Below are 19,599 nucleotides of genomic sequence, written 5' to 3'. Positions count from 1 at the left end.
CGAAGCCACCCTCTCCCGCAAGGGGAGAGGGTACAGCGAGTACGTTGCTAGCAGCTCACTACTGAATCGACACCAGCGAGAAGTCGATGAACCAGCTCTTCGGCTGCACGACGCCTGTCACCTTCGGGCTGATGGCGCGGGGCCCGACGTCGTGGGCGACGTAGAGGAAGGCGGCGTCGTCGACAGAGGCCGCGTGCAGTTCGGCGAGCGCGGCGTCACGCGCGGCGGGATCAAAGGTTTGCCGCGCCTTCTTCACCAGTTCATCGAACTTGGGATTGTTGATAAAGCCCCAATTGTTCGAGACCGGCGGCGCCATGCCCGACTGCAGGAAGCGCACCAGGGCGAAGAACGGATCCATCGCCGCATAGGTGACGTTGGTGGCATTCGAGCTATTGGCGCTGGGATCCTTGGCGCCGCGGCGCCAGTTGGTGAACAGCGTATTCCATTCGATGACGTCGAGCTGCACGTCGAAATAGCATTCGGCCAGTGCCTGCTGGATATATTCGTTCATCGGCAGCGGCTGCATCTGGCCCGAGCCGGACGCCGAGGTCTGGGTCTTGACCGTCAGCTTCTTGTTCGGACCGAAGCCTGCCTCCTGCATCAGCTTCTGCGCGGCAGCCTTGTCATACTTGATCTCGAAGGTCGGCTTTCCGCGCCAGGGATGGCCGGGCTCAAAAGTGCCGGTCGCGGGCACCATCAACCCTGCAAGCAGACCGTCCTTGAGACCTTCGCGGTCGATGCAGAGGTTTGCCGCCTTGCGCACGCGGATATCGTTCCAGGGCGAGCCTTCGACGCGCGAGAACTGCCACGGCCAGACATGCGGCTGCTCGTTGGCGTAAAGCTTGAAGCCGCGCTGCTTCAATTCAGGCAGCGCCTCCGGCGCCGGCGCCTCGATCCAATCAACCTGTCCGGAGAGCAGCGCCGCGGTGCGTGCATTCGCTTCCGGCATCGGCAACAGCACCATCTTGTCGACCTTGGGCACGCGCGCCTTGTCCCAATAGCTCGCGTTCTTGACCAGTTCGAGCCGCTCGCGCGGGGTGAAGGCCGCCATCTTCCACGGGCCAGTGCCCGCGGCGTCCTTGGCAAAGGCGGTCCATGCGGCCTGCGACTTCGCCTTGGCGTCGGCGCCTTCCGCCTTGTCATAAAAATGCTGCCACTTCGCCGGGCTCGCCATGAACAGGTTGGTGAGGTTGATCGGCAGGAAGCTGTCGGGCTCCTTGGTGGTGAGTTCGACCGTCATGTCGTCGATCTTCTTCGCGGACGCCAGCGTCGGCATGCGCGACGCCGTAACGCCGACTTGGCTGGCGTCGAATTGCGGCGCGTCCTGCTTCAGCACTTTCTCGACGTTCCACACCACGGCATCGGCGTTGAACGGCGAGCCGTCATGGAAGGTGACGCCGGGGCGCAGCTTGAATGTCCATTTGGTCTTGTCGGCATGGTCGACCTTCCACTCGGTGGCAAGGCCGGGGATCACCACGCTGGCCTCGTTGGCCGAGGACAGGTCCCAGCCGGTCAGCGCGTCATACATGGTGAGGCCGGTGAAGCGGTTGCCTTCAAAACCCTGATCCGGCTGGCCCAGCGTGCGCGGAATATCGGCAGCGGTCATGCCGATCCGCAGCACAGTGTCGGCACTGGCCACGCGCGGCCACGCTGCCGCACTCGTCAGGGCCAGCGCCGCAATCAGCGCCGCGCGGGTCGTCTTCTTGATAAGCATCGTCTCAGTCCTCTTCCGGCTTTCGATGATTAATTTTGATGCAATCGTATGCAATGGCTGTGCCAATGGGGAAACTTATTCTGCGAATTGCCCCTGCGACGACAAGTCCTTGTGATCGGACGTCGGCGAGGGCACCCCGCTGCCTATTCTGGCACCAAGATTGCAGGTTTGGCCCTGATTTCTCCCTGGGAGCTATGGGCCATGCATATCCGACTGTCGACCTGTCTCGCCGTGCTAGCGCTGGCGTTTTCCGCAATTTCGGCGCGTGCCGAAACGGTGGTGCGCTACGGCATCTCGATGGCGGATATTCCGCTGACGACAGGCCAGCCCGACCGCGGTGCCGGCGCCTATCAGTTCACGGCCTACACGATCTACGACCCCTTGGTGGCCTGGGAGATGGACGTCGCCGACCGGCCCGGCAAGCTGGTGCCGGGACTGGCCACGGAGTGGAAGGTCGACGACACGAACAAGACCAAGTGGCGCTTCACCTTGCGCAAGGGCGTGAAGTTTCACGACGGCAGCGAGTTCGATGCCGATGCGGTGATCTGGAATCTGGACAAGGTGCTCAACGACAAGGCGCCGCAATTCGACAAGCGGCAGAGCGCGCAGGTGAAGACCCGCCTGCCCTCGGTCGCAAGCTACACCAAGATCGACGATTCCACAGTGGAGATCACCACCAAGACGGTCGATTCCTTCTTTCCCTACCAGATGCTCTGGTTTCTTGTGTCGAGCCCCGCGCAATACGACAAGCTCGGCAAGGATTGGGACAAGTTCGCGAGCCAGCCCTCCGGGACCGGCCCATTCAAACTGACGAAACTGGTGCCGCGCGAGCTCGCCGAGCTCACGAAGAATCCGGATTATTGGAACAAGAAGCGCATTCCCAAGGTCGACAAGCTCGTGCTGGTGCCGATGCCGGAGGCGCTGACGCGCACCAACGCGCTGCTCGCCGGCCAGGTGGACCTGATCGAGACGCCGGCGCCGGACGCCGTGCCGCAGCTCAAGGCGGCCGGCATGAAGCTCGTCGATAACATCACGCCGCATGTCTGGAATTATCATCTGAGCGTGCTGCCGGGCTCGCCCTGGACCGACATCCGCCTGCGCAAGGCGCTCAATCTCGCGATCGATCGTGAGGCAGTGGTCGGCCTGATGAACGGCCTCGCAAAACCCGCCAAGGGCCAGGTCGATCCATCCAGCCCGTGGTTCGGCAAGCCGAGCTTCGAGCTGAAATACGATGTCGCCGCGGCGAAGAAGCTGGTCGAGGAAGCCGGCTACTCCAAGGCGAAGCCGCTGAAGGCCACCTTCATCATCGCACAAGGCGGCACCGGCCAGATGCTGTCGCTGCCGATGAACGAGTTTTTGCAGCAGAGCTTCAAGGAGATCGGCATCGACATCGATTTCAAGGTGGTCGAGCTCGAGACGCTCTATACGCATTGGCGCAAGGGCGCGGCCGACGAGATCAACGCCGGCGTCACCGCCAACAACATCGCCTACGTCACCTCGGATCCCCTTTACGCCATCGTCCGCTTCTTCCATTCGAGCCAGATCGCGCCGGTCGGCGTCAACTGGGGCGGCTACAAGAACCCGAAGGTCGACGCGCTGATCGACGAGGCCAAGCAGACCTTCGATGCCACCAAGCAGGACGAACTGCTGGCCCAGGCGCATGCGCTGATCGTCGACGACGCCACGCTGGTGTGGGTGGTCCACGACACCAACCCGCATGCACTGTCGCCTAAGATCAAGCAGTTCGTGCAAGCGCAGCACTGGTTCCAGGATCTGACGACGATCGGGGTGGAGTGAGGCGGCAGCTCAACTCTCTGCCGTCGTCCTGGCGAACGCCAGGACGACACCTCTTGTTGAGGCGGCAGCGAGAGCCTCTCGCCCCCTTACTTCGTCAGCAGCGCATACGCCCCGGTCCAGCCCTCCGCCGGCGGGTTGATCTGGAAATCCTTGATGCGGGCTTCGTACAGCCCGAACAGCTTTTCCAGCGTGTCGGCATCCTCGCTGCGACGACCGCGCTCGATCGCATCCAGCGCGCCCTGCCAGTCGCGGCCGCGATAGCAGGCAAGCATCTCGATGGTGACGTTGCGCAGGCGCTGGAACGGTCCAGAATGCAACACGTCGCCGCGGCCGGCGATGGCGTAGATCACTTCCGGCTCGGTCTTGCCCTTGACCATGATGAAGTCGAGCTCGAGGATTGCGAACTTGTCCTTGGCGGCGAGCGCGGTCCTCGAGCCGACGATGATGGGAAAGCCGTACTCTTTCGACTGACCTTCCAGGCGCGAGGCCAGGTTCACGCTGTCGCCGAGCACCGAATAGTTCTTCTTCAGGTCGGAGCCCATGTTGCCGACCACGCCGATGCCGGTGTTGAGACCGATACCGACATTGAGCGGGATGTAGACGTGGCCGCCATCGGCGGCTTCCTGCTCGCGGTCCTTGTTCACCGCGTCGATCTTCTCGAGCATCTGGATCGCGGCCTCGCAGGCGTTGACCTCATGCGCGGCATCGTCGAGCGGCGCGTTCCAGAACGCCATGATGGCGTCGCCCATATATTTGTCGATATAGCCCTTCTGATCGATGATCACGTCGGTCAGCGGCGTCAGGAAGCGGTTCATGAGCGCGATGAGCCCCTGCGGATCGTGCTTGTAGGTTTCCGATATGGTGGTGAATCCGCGCACGTCGGAGAACATGATCGTCATCTCGCGCTCCTCGCCGCCCAGCACGAGCTTTTCCGGCGACTGGGCGAGCTGCTCGACCAGAACCGGCGACATGTATTGCGCGAACATGCCGCGGATCTGAACGCGCTGCCGCTGTTCGCGCACGAAGCTGGCGAAGATCAGCGTCAAATAAATCGCCGTGGTCGAGAGCAGCGGATAGGTGAAGTCGATGAGATAGCGATATTGCGCGTAGAAGAACCAGGACACGCCGATCAGGATCGCGGCGAACGTCGCACCCGCAAGCACGAGGCGTACCGGTCCGAGATTCGGCGTGAAGATGATGACCAGAATTCCGATCACGAGCGCCGCGAGCAGCTCGACGCCAAGCGCGTAGTTCGGCTGCGAGATCACGGCGCCGCTCAGCACGCTTTCGAGCACCTGCGCATGGATCTCGACGCCCGGCATGGTCGAGGACACCGGCGTGGTCTTGATGTCGTTCAGTCCGACCGCGGAAGTGCCGACCAGCACCAGCTTGCCGGAGAACTTGCCCGGCGGCACCGTGTTTGTCGAGCACGTCGGCGGCCGAGACGTAGATCGAGGGATCCTGGCGGGCATAGTGCACCCACAGCTGACCGTTCCTGTCGGTCGGAATCTCCACGCCCCTCAGACGCACGGCCCGCACACCGGTCTTGTCGGTCCTGACAAGCAGCGTCGGCGTGCCCGTGACGACGCGCAGAATCTCGAGGCTGAGCGAGGGCATGACCATGCCCTGGGCGCGCATGATCATCGGCACGCGCCGGATCAGGCCGTCGCGCTCGGTCCTGATCGAGAAGAGGCCGCGGCCGGCTGCGACCTTCTCGATGACGGGCACGTTGCGCAGGAGGCCCGGGAATTCGAACAGGAAGCGTTCGGCGCCCTCCTCACCGACCGTCGCGACGCCGGTGAAGGGCAGCGACTTGTCGACCTCGGAGGATATGGCGTGCTGCCCGGTCTCGCCCAGCACCACGCGCGAGCGCTTGATCGCTTCGGACAGGATCTGGTCGTTGCTCGGCAGCTCGCGCAGCTTGGCGCGGGTGGCATCGTCCAGATCGCGCATCTGGCTCGCGACGATATCGGGGTTGAGCCGGTCGGCCTCCGAGAACACCACGTCGAAGCCGATCGCGACCGCGCCATTATTGGTGAGGTTCTGGATCAAATCGGCGATCCGCGTCCGCGGCCACGGCCACTGGCCGAGCTTGGCGAGGCTCTTGTCGTCGATGTCGACGATGGTGACCGGCCGCGCCGTCTTGTGGCGCGGATCGATCAACTGAAACATGTCGAAGGTGCGGAGCCGCAATTCCTGGATCGGCGGCGGATCCCAGAGCCGGGCGCCGGCAAACACGACCAGCAGCCCAAGGCACATCAGCCGCGCAAACCCGAACTTCCGCGTAAACCACCGCCGCAGGATTTTGAGACGTTTCATGCTAGCTGAATATCACGCTTCCGCAGCCGGTGGCAGCTACGATCGGACGGACCACGGCCGCAGTGTCTCAGTAGCCGTTAGGCATGGAGTATGTCGCTCGCCTGAAGGCTGCTGACGCCTTTCAGGAGGATCGTATCTGCCGCATCAAACGTGATCAGGGTGTCCGTGGTGCCAGACGCCGCCACATGTTGATTCATCCAGGCCCCGATGTCGCTGATCGTCCCGAGCGCCGTCAGGTCAATATGATCCGTTCCGGAGGTGAAGTTCACGATCGTATCGTGGTTGGAATTGGCCGCAAACACGAACTGGTCCTGATAGACGGTCCCGAAGAACACGTCCTTCTCGGGCGTACCGGTGAGGCTGACCGCCGTTTCAGTCAGATTGAAGATCAGATTGACCTTGTCGATGGCGCCCTGCGCGTCGGTCACAGTGACCGCAATCTTGTCCGTCGCAGGCCCGCCGCTGCTTGCCTCGGTATAGGTCAGCGCCTGGAGTGCCGAATTGATGGTGGTCAGGGAGCCGGATCCCGATGAGGGGATCACACTGGCGCCCGATGTCGTGGTGGCAGCGATCGTGAAAGCATCGTTGTTATCGGGATCGGCGATCGACAGGCCGTGGACTGTCACCTGATCGTCCACTTGTGTGACGCTGAGCTGGTCGACATTGAGCACGGGCGCGTCGTTCGCACCGGTGATCGTCACGGTGACCTGCGCCGTGTCGGTCTTGTGGCCGTCGTTGAGCGTGATGGTGGAGAGAACCTGAACGGTCTGGTCCTTGCCGAGGAAGTCCAGCGTGCTGTCGGCGATCGAATAGCTCCAGCCGACCGTACCGTTGTTGTTGCCGGTGGTCTGGAGCGACAGAGCGTGCTCGAGCGCGTCGATCTGGTCCGTCGTGAGGAACCCAGAGAGGTTGGTGGTGTGATCGGCGCCTGTCCAACTCGCCGTCTGACCCGTGATGAAAGCGCTTGGCCGGTCGGTGAGATCGACGTCCTTGAAGCCGAACGAGCCGGCCGCGGCAGTCGGCGTCGGGTCAAGCGTCGAGGAACCGGTGGTGCTCTCAAGCTCGGGGACGGTTGCGGTCAGTGTCGCCCCGGCCGCGGTGAAAGGCCGGCGCATCGTCGGGTGGGTTGAACGTGATCAGCGTGCCGCCGTGGCCGTCACTGCTGCCGGCGAAATGTGCACCGCTGTAGTCAGCGCCGGTGAGCTGCAACGTAATCGTATGGTGGTAGGCGTCGCTCACAACGAGTTTGCCGGTCGTGGCGTTATAGGTCGCCGACGTGCCGTCATCATAAACAATGCTCGACAGGTCGATCTTGTCGTTCGCGGACAACCCGGCGATCGTCCCGCCAAAGATCGACGTGTCGATCTGAAGTTCGGCGCCGTCGCCGGCCAGCGTGATCGTTTGCGACACCGCGTCCTTGACCTCGAGCAGCGCGCCGGCATCGACGGTGACCGAGCCCGTGCCGGACAGACAGCCGAACAGCGTCAGCGCCCCGTTATGGACCTCGATGGTGCCGGTATTGGCGATGGTGCCGGAGATCGACGCCGTGCCCCAGCTATCGATCTCGTGCAAATTGGTGATGCTCAGCAGGGTCCCGGAAATCGAACCGCCGTGCAGATCGATGACACCATCGTTGACGATCGAGGACAGATTGCCGAACACGCTGGTGCCCGCAACGGTCCAGGTGCCGCTCGACTCGTTGTTGAACGTGGCGGTGGCGACCGAAATATTGCCGTTGATGTGGCCGGTGTTGTTGATCTCGATGGCGCCACCGGTTTCGACGATGGCGTAGGTCGTCGAGGTCACGGTGGAGGCGTCCGGCCCGATGGTGCCGGAATTTTCAATCAACGCAGAGCCCGTCGTATTCTCCTGGATATAGATCGCCGCGTGCGCGGTCGGGGCCACGATCGATCCGGTATTGGTGATATGGGTCGAGCCGGTTGCGCAGGCCCCGTTCTGCGTGACGCTGATGCCGGCCAGGCTCGTGCTGGTGATGCTACCGTCATTGACGATGGTGATGTCGCCGGTGCCGAGGGCAACGGCGGCAAGGCCGACTGTGCCGGTGGCGGAACCCTCGTTGGTGACGCTGACGTCGCCGCCGCCATTGTTGAAGGCGCCGATCGCAGTGCCTGCGGCGGTGATCGACGAAAGCGCGCCGGTCGTGACCGTGACGTTGCCGTCAGCCCAGGTGAACGCCTCAATGCCGTAGCCGGCGTCTGCGGTGATCGTCGCGTCGCTGTCGACGCTGACGTCGCCCTTGACCGCGCTGGAGTACGTGGAGTTGCCGCCCGGCTTGTAGCCGGCGATGATCCCGCCCGGAGTGGTGCCGTCGCTGTTCAGGGTCGAGCCGGAATGGATCGTGCCATGCGCCTTGACGGAGATCGTGCTGTCGACATTGTCTGCGATCGCAGCCGCGTAGTTGACCGCCACGATGCCGGCGCTGCCGGATGTGATTTTGTCGCCGTTCGCCAGGATGACGCTGATGTCGCCCGCGTCGATGCTGAAGGCCCTGATGCCGTAGCTCGTCGCACCCGAAATCGTGACATTCGCGCCGAGCGTGACCGTGATGTCGCCGGTACCGCCGCTTAGTGCGGAGGCGTTGATGCCCATGCTCTGGGAACCGAACACGGAGATGGTCGTGCCGGCAAAGCTGTTCACCGTGACGTCGCCATTCCCGTAATTATAGGCATTGATGCCGTAACCGGCCGCGGCGGTGACATTGGCATGGTTGTTGACGACGACCGTGCCGTTAACAGCGGTGTTGGCGCCGGTGCCGTTCGTGGCGCCGGTGTAGCCTGCTTCAATGCCGCCCGGTGAATTGCCGCTCAGGTTCGGGCTGCTGCCGGAGTTGATCGTGCCGTAGGCGTTGATAGTAATGGTGCTGTCGGATGCAGCGCCCAGCGAGATCGCTCGATTGACAGCGACGATGCCGGAGCTGCCCGAGGTGACGACGCTGCCGGCCTCGGTCGTGACGGTCTGGTCGCCGGCGCCGTAGCTGCGCGACCGGATGCCGTAGGTCGAGCTTCCCGTGATGGCGCCGCCGATGTCGATAGAGATGTCGCCACCGCCCTCGGTATGCGCATCGATGCCGTAAGCGCCGCCCACGGCGCCGCCGAGCTGGGTGATCGAGATGTTACCGTTGTTCGCAGCGTTCAAATTCTCGACGAGCACGCCGACCGAATTCGCGCCGGTGCCGGTCGCCTTGCCGGTGAGACTATTGACCGTGATGCCGCCGACGCCGGTTGCGCTGTCGCGCAGCGTGATGCCGTTGCCGTTCAGGCCCGAGATGTCCTTCGTCGCCGTCAGCGAGATGGCGCCCGCGCCATTCTGGGTGACGACGATGCCATTGGCCGCGCCCGTCAGCGCGCCGGTGGGTGTGAGAACGATATTGGCGGGCGTGGCAGACGCGCCGCCCGACGCGGTGAAGTCAAGCGCGTCGCCGCTTGCGCTGGCGATGTCGGCCGCCCCCGTGATCGTGAACGTGCCGCCCTTCGTCGACTGGCCCGCGATGGTGCCGGTAAAGCTCTGGCCAGCGACGTTGTCGAGCTGAAGCGTGTCGGTGCCGCCGGCGAAGGTGACGGTCTGCGCATTCGCGCCGCTGAGCTCAAGCGTCGCCGTGTCGTCGATGATCAACGAGCCGACGCCATTGAGGCCGCCGGAAAGGTTGAGCGTGCCGCCCTGGACTTCGATGGTGCCGATGTTGGTGACGCTGCCTGTGATCGTGTTGAGGCCGACGCTATAGAGATTGCCGGCATTGCTCAGGCTACCGCCGTTGATCGAGACGTCGGTCAGATAGAGTTTCGAGGTGCCGTCGACCGTGATCGACGCGCCGGTGTTAGTGATAGTGGCGGTCGTCAGCTTCAGCGTACCGCCCGTGACCGCTGCGATCAGGCCGTGATTGATGATGGCATGCGCAAGCCCGGGATCGATCGTCAGCGCACCGCCGGTGACGGTGATGATGCCGGTGTTGGTGATGTCGGCGTCGTTGATCGCGCTCGCGCCGGTCGATTCCAGCGTGCCTGCGATTGTTACCGTGCCGCCGTCGATGATCGCGCCGACGAGATCGAGCATCGAGCCGGACTCGACCGACACCGCGCCACTGCCAGTATTGGTCACTGTCGCCGAGATCAGCTTCAGCGTGCCGGCATTGATGGCAGCCAGCGTGCCGGTGTTGGCGACGGCCTCGTGGTCGATATCGAGCTTGGCGCCGTTGGCCTGGATGATGCCGCTGTTCGTGATGGCGGCGGCGGGAGTCGTCGCCACCAGCGTCAGCAGTCCGCCGAGGGTCGATTCGAGCAGATAGCCGTTCGAGATGTTGGCGTCGGTGATCCTCGTGATGCCGGAGGATGCGAGCGTACCAGCGACGGTGAGCGTGCCGCCGGTGATCTCGGTGCCGGACAGCGCCAGCGTCTGGTTGTCGCCGATTTTGAGGATGTGACCGGTGTTGGTGAGGACATCGTTGAGCAGCGTCGCGGCGCCGGCGATCTCGAGCGTGCCGTTGTTGGTGATCGCGCCGCCCTGGATTTTGGCGGCGTCCTTGAGCTTGACGGTATTGTCGAGCTCGATGCTGGAATTGTCGGTGATCGTCGAACCCGACACCGTGACGCCGTCCAGCGTCAGCTTGGCATCGGCGGTGACCGCGCTAACGCTCAGCGTAGCCCCGCCGTCAATCTTGCTGGCGCCGGTGAGGTGAATGGTGCCGCCGCCGTTGATGGCACCACCGCTGATCGTGGCGTTGTCGAGCGTCAGCGCGGCAGTGGCGCCGACAATGACGCTGCCGCTCGAATTGTTCACCGTCGAGCCGTGATCGATCGCGAGCACGCCATTGGCCAGCACTTCGATGGTGCCGGCATTGGTGACGGTCTCGCCATCCAGCGCGTTGCCGGTACCGGTGACGTTGAAGATGGCGTTGTTGTTCAGCACGCCGCCGCTCAGTATGGCATTGCCGTTCAGGTCGAGCTCGCCGTCGTTGGTGACCGTGCCGGCACCGCTGATCGTCGCGCCGTTGACGATCAGCTTGCCGCTGGCATCGACGGTGACGTTGCCGGTGTTGGTGACGCTGGAACCCTGGTCTATCGTCAGCCAGCCATTCGCCAGCACCTTGACCGTGCCGCTGGAGCTGTTGGAGACGGTCTCGTGGGCAAACTCGACCGTGCCCTTGACGTTGACCGCGCCGGAACTGTTCAGCGCGCCGTTCTCGATCAGGCTGGTGCCGTCGAGCTCCAGCGTGCCCAGAATGGCGACGGTGCCGCCGTCGATTGTCGCGGTATCGACGATCAGCGTCGTGCCGGCATCGGCCTTCAGCGTGCCGCCGGCATTGTGGATCAAGGCGAGCGTCTTCAGCGTGCCGCCCGACAGCTCGATCATGCCCGAATTGGTGATCGTGGTGCCTTTGGCGAAATCGCCGCCGCCCGCGAGCGTCAGATAGCCCGCATTGGTGAGCACGCTCGTGCCGAGGATCTCGGCCTTGCCGCCGACCGACATCACGCCGGCCGCCGAGTTCGTGAAGATCGAGTCGGCGCTCATGTTGAGCGCGCCTGATATCGTCAGCAAGCTCTTGTTGATCACCTCCGGCGGCGGGCCGCCGAAATCGTTCATCGTGATCGACTTGGCATAGGCCGCAGTGTCGATCGTCACCGGATAGGACGGCGTCAGCCCGTGCAGCTGATCGGTGATGACGATGACGTCGTCGTCGATGGTCGGGACGGTGCCTGTTTCCCAGTTCGCGGCGTCCTTCCAGAAGCCGCCGGAGGGAGCTCCGGCCTTGTCGGTCGCGATCCACACCACGGCGGCAGCGTCGGTGCCGGTGATCGTGATGGTGATGGTCTGCTGCGAGGTGGCGCCTTGCGCGTCCGTGAGCGTCACGGTGTAGACCAGCGTCAGCACCTCGTTCTTCGGAATGAAGTCGGCGAGGTAGACCGGCAGCGCGGCCAGCGACCAGTTGATGGTGCCGGTACCGCTGCCCTTGCTGTCGGCGCCGGCCGCGATCGCGGCCGACATCGCGCTCTGGAACAGCGCCAGCGGGCCCGGCGGCACGGTGCCGTCAGGCAGCGTCGCGCTTGTCAGCTTGACCGCAACCGTGTGGGTGTCGGTGAGGTCGACATCCTTGAAGGTCAGCGTGCCCGAGGTCGGCACCTCGCTGGTGAGCGGGCCACCCGCCACGCTGGTGCCGCCTTCGAAGGTGATGGTCGGAACGCTGCTCGTGATCACCGGCTTGTCGTTGGTGCCGGTGATCGTGATGGTGATCGTTCTGGTGGCGGTGTCCGGGCTCACCGTGAAATTGTTGGCGACGCGAACCGTGTAGGTCAGCGTCAGCGTTTCGCCAGCCGCGAGAAAGTCGAAGACGTGGTCCGGGATCGTGTAGGTCCAGACCGCCGAGCCGGTGTTGGTGTTGCCGCCCTTGGCGACCACGTCGATGTTGATCAGCGTCGCCGCGATGTCCTGCTTCTGGAGCGAGGTGAGCGATCCGGTGACATCGTGCAGTCCAGCGTCCTTGTAGACGTAGTTGGGCGCGTCGCCGAGGCTCACGCTCACCGTCGGCCGGTCACCCAGGTTCTGGTCGAGGAAGGTGATCAGGCCGGAGATCGTGTCGGAATGCGTCGTGTCGCCAGTCGTGTTCGCGCGCTCGGTCAGCGCGAATTCCGACGTCGCATTGCCGTTGAGATCGAGGGTGCGCGCGTCGGGTGGGCCGGGACGACGGTTGCCGGTCGACGTGGATGTGCCGGGGCCCTGCGGTCCCTGCGGATTGAGGTTCGCGAAGGTCGCAATCGCGGTGGCGCCGATTGGCGTCTTGAGCAAGATATCGTAGCTGGTCTGCGTGATCGAATCGGTGAAGTTCGTGGTCAGCTTGGTGTTGCTGTTGTTGTCGGTGAACTTCAGCGTGAACACGTCCGTGATCAGCTTCTGGACGTCCGGTGACATCAGCGCATTGCTGATCGAGACGTTGCCGCCGCTGATCTGGATCATCTGGCCGGCCTGGTTGACCGTCGCGATCGGCAGCAGCGTGACCTTGTCGAACAGGATGTAGGAGCCGGTCGTGCCGTTCGGCTCGACCAGCACCTGGAAGCTCGCCTCCGGCTGCGGTTCACCGCCCCCGGCGGGAACGACGAAGTGGATCTGGCTCAGCACCGCCGTGCCGCGGATGCCCATGGTGGCGACCGGGGTGTCGATCTTCATGTCGCCATGCTTGGCGGTCTCGCCGGCAACGAAGGTGATGGTGCCTGCGACCAGACTGAGCAGCGAGGAATTGTTCGACCCGTTGGGGTCGTAGACCATCTCGTTCAGCACCATCCGCGCATTGGAGGACAGGCCGAACACCGTGCCGTCGATGAAGGTGATGCCAAGCGTCGAGTCGCCGCCGGTCGAGACCACGTCGCCCTTCTCGACGTTGTCGCCGTTGTTCAGGATGATGGAGACTCCGTTGCGGACCGCGGTCGCGCTGCCGGACAGCTTGGTGACGTGGCCCATGACCTGGGCGGCGGCAATGCCGGACGCGGCCTGCGCATATTGGACGTGGCCCGTGAGCGCGTTGACGATGTCGCCGCTGAGGTGCGCGCCATCCGGCGACGAGAGCGCCGCGCGCTTGTCGCCCCTGAAATAATCGGGAACGATAAACTCGTGACCGTCGTGGGACAGCACGAGATCGCTGCCTGCGCGCTTGTACTCGCCGTTGAAGATCAGGTTTGGATCGGGAACAACGAACGCGCCCTCAGGCACGTGACCCTGCGCCTTCGCGATAAAAGGCTTGCCCGTAAAGGAATCGACATGGGCGTCGGAGGGCGAGTGGGAACCCGCGCCATCCAAGGAAATCGCGGCGTTAAATATGCCAGCGTAATTCAATCGGGCACCAAAAAAGGGTTAAAATCTAAGTAAGTATCGATCGCCTAAGCTTGCTTATCATTACCAAGTCCCTAGCGAAACCATCTATTGCTTGTGTGATTTCGCATCACCCAGCGGTCGACGCCCCTGCCAGGCCCCGCCACCTTAGAGGAAGCAGCGTATTTATCGAAATATCTGTAAGTATATGATTGCTTATCCGAGCCCATTTTCGGTATCATCCTGTATTCGCCTGTATAAATTTTACAACGAATACTTGAGTTATCTATCGTTCGTGGTGCCCCGCAACATACTGCGGCAAATACGGAGCCAAATCTGTGACCCAATTAACAGAACCCGTGAAATAGCGGGTCGTTAGCCATAGGGCGCGGAATCGGCCGCGGCACAACCAGTACCTGCAATTCGTCCGATTTCGCGGCAGGCGACCTCTTACCTAGTCCCCGATTCGTAAAATTTTATGCAATTGGGCCAGACCGATTTCAGCCTGTTACCCGGTTGTGGGACCTCAGCCGGGCGCGTTAAGCAGAACAAAACAGCCCATCTCGCACTATCTCCGCGAAAGCAACAAAGCCCGCACGACCAGGTCGAGGGGGACCTGGCGAAGCCGGAAGGGGATGTCAGATGGAGACCGCTGCTCGCTCGCGCGCTTGGCGCGCAATTACTGTGCTGTGCGGATTGATCCTGCTCGGATCGGCCGCCGAGCTTCGCGCCGGCACGCTGCTGTCGCCGGGAGCCGGTGTCCTCGTGCGCAAATCCGCCGAGCCATTCGGCGTGTTCGCCTTCGCCACCTCCGCCGGCGACCTGCAACAGAAATGGTTCGCGCTGAAGTCCAGGCTCGGTGACGACATGGTGCAGCTCGCGCTGTGCGACGGCGACCGGGACAATTGCGCTTCGCCCGCCGCGCTGAAACTGATCGCCATCGTCGACCAGGCCCGCAGCCGTGACGGACGCGCTCTGCTGGGCGAAACCAATCGCGCCATCAACCTGGCTATCCGTGCCGCCAATGACGGTTCTGAGGACGTCTGGAGCTCGCCGCTCGCGACCTTCGCGCGTGGCGCCGGCGATTGCGAGGACTATGCCATTGCCAAGCTCGCCGCCCTGCGGCTCGCGGGCGTTGCCGCCGAAGACCTTCGCATTGTCGTGGTGCGCGACGTCAGGGCCGGCGAAGAGCATGCGGTTGCCGCCGCACGGCTCGACGGCCATTGGCTGATGCTCGACAACCGCCGCATGGCAATGGTCGAGGACGACGCTGCACGGAGCTACCAGCCGCTGTTCGTGCTCTACCAGTCGGCCGTGATGAAATATGTCGACGAACCCGTGCGGTTCTCGATGATCGCCGCCGAGGCGCATTGAGTGATGTTGTAGCCCGGACGGAACGCAGCGAAATCCCGCCACAAAGCCATTTCGCCGCGCGATCCGGGACGCTAGCATGGCCGCGGCTATGCGGGGGCGACTGGAATGCGGTTCATCGTGCTGACTTTGCTTGCGCTGCTGGCTTTGCCGGCGGCACCGGGCTTCGCGCAATCAGGCACCTCCGACCGCTCCATCGCCGACAGGCTGCCGCTGTTCGCCAGGAACAACTGCCAGCAGATTCGCGATCCCGGTAATCAATTGTTCTGCGGTGATGCCGAGCTTGCCGCCGCCGCAGAGAAGCTGAGCACGGGAATCGAGGCGCGACTTGCCCGCCTGCCCGATCGCCTGCCTGGAATCGAGGAGAACGCGATCTGGATCCGCCAGCGCAACCTCGGTTGCGGCATCGTCGGCCAGACCGCAATCCGCACCGACGATTTCGACCGGGTGAAGGCATGCCTCCTCAAGGTGACCGAGGAGCGCGCAGCGATCGTGCGCGATCCGGATTTCGACTGTCTCGCGGCCAACACCGCAGCGGGTGCGCTGATCTGTGCGGACCCGTCGCTGGCGCTTGCCGAGACCGAATTGAACAGCCAGGTGCTCAGCCTGATCAGCAAGCTCGATCCGACAGCGGCACGCTTTGCCTTCGCCGAATATGGCCGGTGGACGCGGGAGCGCGATCGCAAATGCAATCTGGTCGGCAAGGAGAACGTGCCGCTCGGGGAGCTCGAGTCGGCGGAGGACTGTCTCGCCGGCTATCTCAAGCACAAGGCCGGCGAGATTGGCGCGGCGAAAGGCGATCCGAAAAAGGTGTTCGGCCGACAGGTCGTAGCCCGCTTGCCCGACACCGACGCCGTCGACTTCTGCGCCGCGCGAATCCACGCGGCCAATTCCTGCGGCAACTTCCTCCGCATCAACCGCGTCTACGCGCTCGACAGCCAGGTGACCGAGCAAGAGGCGCAGGTCACGGGCGAGATCGAGATGGTTGTGCTGGCGCCCTTCACCATGTGCAGCAAGGTCGCGTCCGCCTGCACGGGCACCTGCTGGGACGCCAGGACGGGTCGTCCACAGCCTGGCGGCGGCAACAAGGAGCGCTCCGCAGACGCCTTCAACGTCACACGCCGCCTCAGGATCCAGCGCACTTTTGCGTTTGTGAAAGCCGCCGACGGCTGGCGCTGCCGGGAAGACGAACTGGCCCCGGTGAATTCCGGCACCGCAGGCGGGGGATCGTGAACCGTCCTTAAAAGAACGCCGACGCTTCGCATCGGCTATGGCACCGGATGAGGGGCAAGACTGTTCGCGAGGAGGGAACCTCTCACCCGGCTCGCCGCTTCGCGGCGAGCCACCCTCTCCCGCAGGGGGCGAGGGTGCACCGTTAGCGCCGCAAGAGCGATCCGATCAAAACATCAGATTGTCCTTCACCAGGATCCAGCGGCCGCCCTTGACCTGCTGCACCTGGGTGATGGTGTTGGCGAGGTGGTCGGTCTTGGAGAACTTGGTCGGCGGCGAGTTGAAGATGTCGAGGAACTTGTCGCCCGATTCCAGCGCGTCCAGCATTTTCTGGCCGGTCAGATCCTTGCCCGCCTTGTTGGCGTAGAACGCGAACGTCGTCACCGCGTTGTAGCCGATGATCGCCTGGGTGTTGGCATCGGTGTTGAACATCTTCTTGTAGTTGACGAGCCAGTCGTGGACCTTGCCCTTGGCGGTGTCCTCGTAGGGAATCTCGAAGCCTGACGCTGCATAGAGGCCCTCGACGGCGTCCTTGCCGAGTGCCGGCACTTCCAGCACGTTGGTCGGCGTCGCCCCCAGGAAGGTGACGTCCCAGCCGAGCTTCTTCGCCTCCGTCATCGCGCCGATGGTTTCGCGGATCACGGTGCCGAGCACGACGAGATCGCAGCCGTCGGACTTCATCTTGGCGATCTGCGCGCTGAAGTCGGAGGCGCCGCGCTTGTAGCTCGTCACCGACGCCGGCTGCAGCTTCATGGCCGTCAATTGCTGGGTGAAGCCGTCGAGAACGTTCTTTCCGTACTCGTCGTCCTGATGCATGATGCAGGGCTTCCCAAAATTCTTCCACTCCACCATGTACTTCAGCGCGGCGCGCGTGCTCTCGACGTAGGGCAAGAGGTTGTTGAACTTCAGCCGCTCCTGCGGCTTGGCCGGGTCGAACTTGAAGGTGAACTCGGCGGCGGTCAGCGGAAAGAGCTGGAGCACGCCGGCATCGAACAGGATGTCCTGCGCAGCCAGCGTCGGCGCCGATCCCATCGAGCCGATCATGACGAAGATCTTGTCGCGCTCGACCATCTTCTGCGAGGCCAGCACGCCCTTCTTCGGATCGTAGCCGTTGTCTTCGAGGATCATCCTGATCTTGCGTCCCTGGACGCCACCGGCCGCGTTGATTTCCTCGACGGCCATCTTCATGCCGTTGGAGACCGGCACGCCCCAGACCTTGATCGGCCCTGAAAGATCCTGATGGGTGCCGATGACGATCTCGGAGGCCGAGATGCCTTCATTGGTGACCTTGGTCTGCGCTGCGGCGGGCAGACTGGTGAGCACCACCGCGCCTACCGCAAAGCCGAACGCTCTCGACGATCTCGACATTGACGTCTCCTCTCCTTGGGGCCCGCATGATGCGAAGGGTGGGGGCCATCACTCCTTCGCTGTTTTCGAACGAGATTGGTCAAGCCACCGCCCGCGCGAGGTACATCGCCTCGATATCGGCGGCATAGCGCTTGTTCACGAAGCCGCGCTTCAGCTTCATGGTCGGCGTCAGCTCCTCGTCCTCCGGAGTGAGCTGGCGTTCGATCAGATAGAATTTCTTGATGGTTTCGACGCGGGCGAAATTGGCGTTGACCGCTTCGATCTCACGCCAGATCAGGTCCTGGATCTCCGTCGCGCGGCACAGGCTAGCATAATTGGTGAATGGGATGTCGTGGTCCTGGGCGAATTTCTCGACATTCTCCTGGTCGATCATCACGAGGCAGGTGAGGTACGGCCGCTTGTCGCCGATCACCACGGAATCCGAGATGTAGGGCGAAAATTTCAACTGGTTCTCGATCTCGGACGGCGTGATGTTCTTGCCGCCGGAGGTGATGATGATGTCCTTCATCCGGTCGGTGATGCGGACGAAGCCTTCATTGTCGATGGTGCCGACGTCGCCGGTATGCAGCCAGCCGCGATGGTCGATGGTCTCGGCTGTCCTCTCCGGCTGGTTCAGATAGCCCATGAACAGGAAGTCGCCCTTGATCAAGATCTCGCCGTCGGGCGACAGCGCGACCTCACCCCACGACACAGCCTTGCCGACCGAGCCAAGCTTGATCCGCTCCGCCGGCATCATGGTCGCGACGCCGCAATTCTCGGTCTGCCCGTAGAGCTCGTGGATGTCGATTCCGAGCGCGAGATACCAGCGGATCAGATCCGGTGCGATCGGCGCCGCGCCGGTGAAGGCGACGCGGCAACGGTCGAGCCCGATCATGCGGCGGATGTTGCGGAATGCGAGCCGGTAAGCGATGCCGTTGGCGATGCGCAACGACAGCGGCGGCGCCTTTCCTTCGATCCTGCAATCGACCATGCGATAGCCGATGCCGATGGCGCGGCGGTAGACCCATTGCTGGAACGGCGTCGCATCCTTTAGCGCGATGGTGATGGCGGAATAGAATTTTTCCCAGATGCGCGGCACCGCGAGGAAGATGGTCGGCTGCACCTCGCGCAGATTGTCAGGCACGGTCTCCGGACTTTCGGCAAAGTTCATCACCGAGCCGAGCGCGACCGAGATGTAATAGCCGCCGATCCGTTCGGCGACGTGGCAGAGCGGCAGAAAGATCAGCCGATCGTCGTCCTCCCGCGCCGGGATGAAATCGTTGGCGTGCCGCATCTGATGCGTGACGCTGCGGTTGGCGTGCATGGCGCCTTTGGGGCGGCCCCGTGGTGCCCGATGTATAGACGAGAACCGCGAGATCGCCCGCGTTGCGGCTGTCGACCATCTCCTGCCACAGCGCCTCGCGGCCCGCCATGTAGTTGCGCCCGAGCGCGCGAAACTCGTCGAGCGACATCACCATGTCGTCGGAGAACCCGCTGAGGCCCTCCATGTCGAACACGATGACCTTTTGCAGAGACGGACAGCGCGCGCGGCAGGCCAGCACCTTGTCGAGCTGCTCCTCGTCCTCGGCGAAAATCACTTTGGTCCGGGAATCATTGACGAGGTATTCGACCTGGGACGACGCGTCGGTCGGATAGATTCCGGAGGAGACGCCGCCGGCGCATAGAATGCCCATGTCGGCATGGACCCATTCCGGCACGGCGTTGGCGATGATGGAGGCGACGTCGCCAGGCGTGAAGTCGATGGCGTGCAGCGCGTAGGCGATCTCCTTCGAGATCTCCAACCATTCGCGCCAGCTCGTCGGCTGCCAGATCCCGAATTTCTTCTCGCGTATAGCCGGCCTATCGCCCCGCGTCTCCGCGGCGCGCAAAAAGCTTTTCGCGATGGTGTCAGCGACCGTCAGCACCGCCTGTCGGGCCATGCACGTCTCCTCCTTGTCGCGCTCCCCTCCGCTGCCTGCCTTGCCGGCGGTCTATTGTTACGGGCG

At 63.3% G+C, this 19,599-nt stretch carries 7 protein-coding genes and 2 pseudogenes; 3 read left to right on the top strand and 6 right to left on the bottom strand.

Features of this window, described 5'->3' with window-relative positions; genetic code table 11:
* Nucleotides 1-58: 58 nt before the first annotated feature.
* Nucleotides 59-1,714 carry an ABC transporter substrate-binding protein gene (locus ACVWYI_RS05965; RefSeq protein ID WP_456661488.1) on the bottom strand — a complete coding sequence of 552 codons (1,656 nt, stop codon included), beginning with the start codon at nt 1,712-1,714 and terminating at the stop codon, nt 59-61.
* A 201-nt stretch (nt 1,715-1,915) separates the two neighbouring features.
* Here ACVWYI_RS05965 and ACVWYI_RS05960 point away from each other — a divergent pair, with 201 nt between their 5' ends.
* Nucleotides 1,916-3,511, top strand: coding sequence for an ABC transporter substrate-binding protein (locus ACVWYI_RS05960; protein ID WP_456661487.1), 1,596 nt, complete (start codon nt 1,916-1,918; stop codon nt 3,509-3,511).
* An 86-nt stretch (nt 3,512-3,597) separates the two neighbouring features.
* Here ACVWYI_RS05960 and ACVWYI_RS05955 read toward each other — a convergent pair.
* The 3 genes and pseudogenes from ACVWYI_RS05955 to ACVWYI_RS05945 all read right to left on the bottom strand — a co-directional run bounded on the left by ACVWYI_RS05955 (nt 3,598) and on the right by ACVWYI_RS05945 (nt 13,669).
* Nucleotides 3,598-5,830, bottom strand: a pseudogene (locus ACVWYI_RS05955) (CHASE2 domain-containing protein).
* A 77-nt stretch (nt 5,831-5,907) separates the two neighbouring features.
* On the bottom strand, nt 5,908-6,945 hold the full coding sequence (locus tag ACVWYI_RS05950) for a VCBS domain-containing protein (protein WP_456661486.1): 1,038 nt from the start codon (nt 6,943-6,945) through the stop codon (nt 5,908-5,910).
* The gene (locus tag ACVWYI_RS05945; protein ID WP_456661485.1) at nt 6,887-13,669 is read right to left on the bottom strand and encodes a VCBS domain-containing protein; all 6,783 of its coding nucleotides are present in this window, start codon (nt 13,667-13,669) and stop codon (nt 6,887-6,889) included. The genes ACVWYI_RS05950 and ACVWYI_RS05945 overlap by 59 nt, the downstream gene beginning before the upstream one ends.
* Nucleotides 13,670-14,287: 618 nt before the next feature.
* On the opposite strand from ACVWYI_RS05945, the gene ACVWYI_RS05940 reads away from it, so the two are divergent.
* On the top strand, nt 14,288-15,019 hold the full coding sequence (locus tag ACVWYI_RS05940; RefSeq protein ID WP_456661484.1) for a transglutaminase-like cysteine peptidase: 732 nt from the start codon (nt 14,288-14,290) through the stop codon (nt 15,017-15,019).
* Between the two features lie 105 nt (nt 15,020-15,124).
* Nucleotides 15,125-16,249, top strand: coding sequence for a lysozyme inhibitor LprI family protein (locus ACVWYI_RS05935; protein ID WP_354103140.1), 1,125 nt, complete (start codon nt 15,125-15,127; stop codon nt 16,247-16,249).
* 165 nt (nt 16,250-16,414) lie between these two features.
* On the opposite strand, the gene ACVWYI_RS05930 is transcribed toward ACVWYI_RS05935, so the two are convergent.
* Together ACVWYI_RS05930 and ACVWYI_RS05925 are read right to left on the bottom strand one after the other, a co-directional pair.
* Nucleotides 16,415-17,614, bottom strand: coding sequence for an ABC transporter substrate-binding protein (locus tag ACVWYI_RS05930; protein WP_456661483.1), 1,200 nt, complete (start codon nt 17,612-17,614; stop codon nt 16,415-16,417).
* 79 nt (nt 17,615-17,693) lie between these two features.
* Nucleotides 17,694-19,533 (bottom strand): annotated as a pseudogene (locus ACVWYI_RS05925) (AMP-dependent synthetase/ligase).
* Nucleotides 19,534-19,599: the final 66 nt, after the last annotated feature.

Source organism: Bradyrhizobium sp. LB13.1, from assembly GCF_054056815.1.
This window is presented reverse-complemented; position numbering and strand designations above follow the sequence as displayed.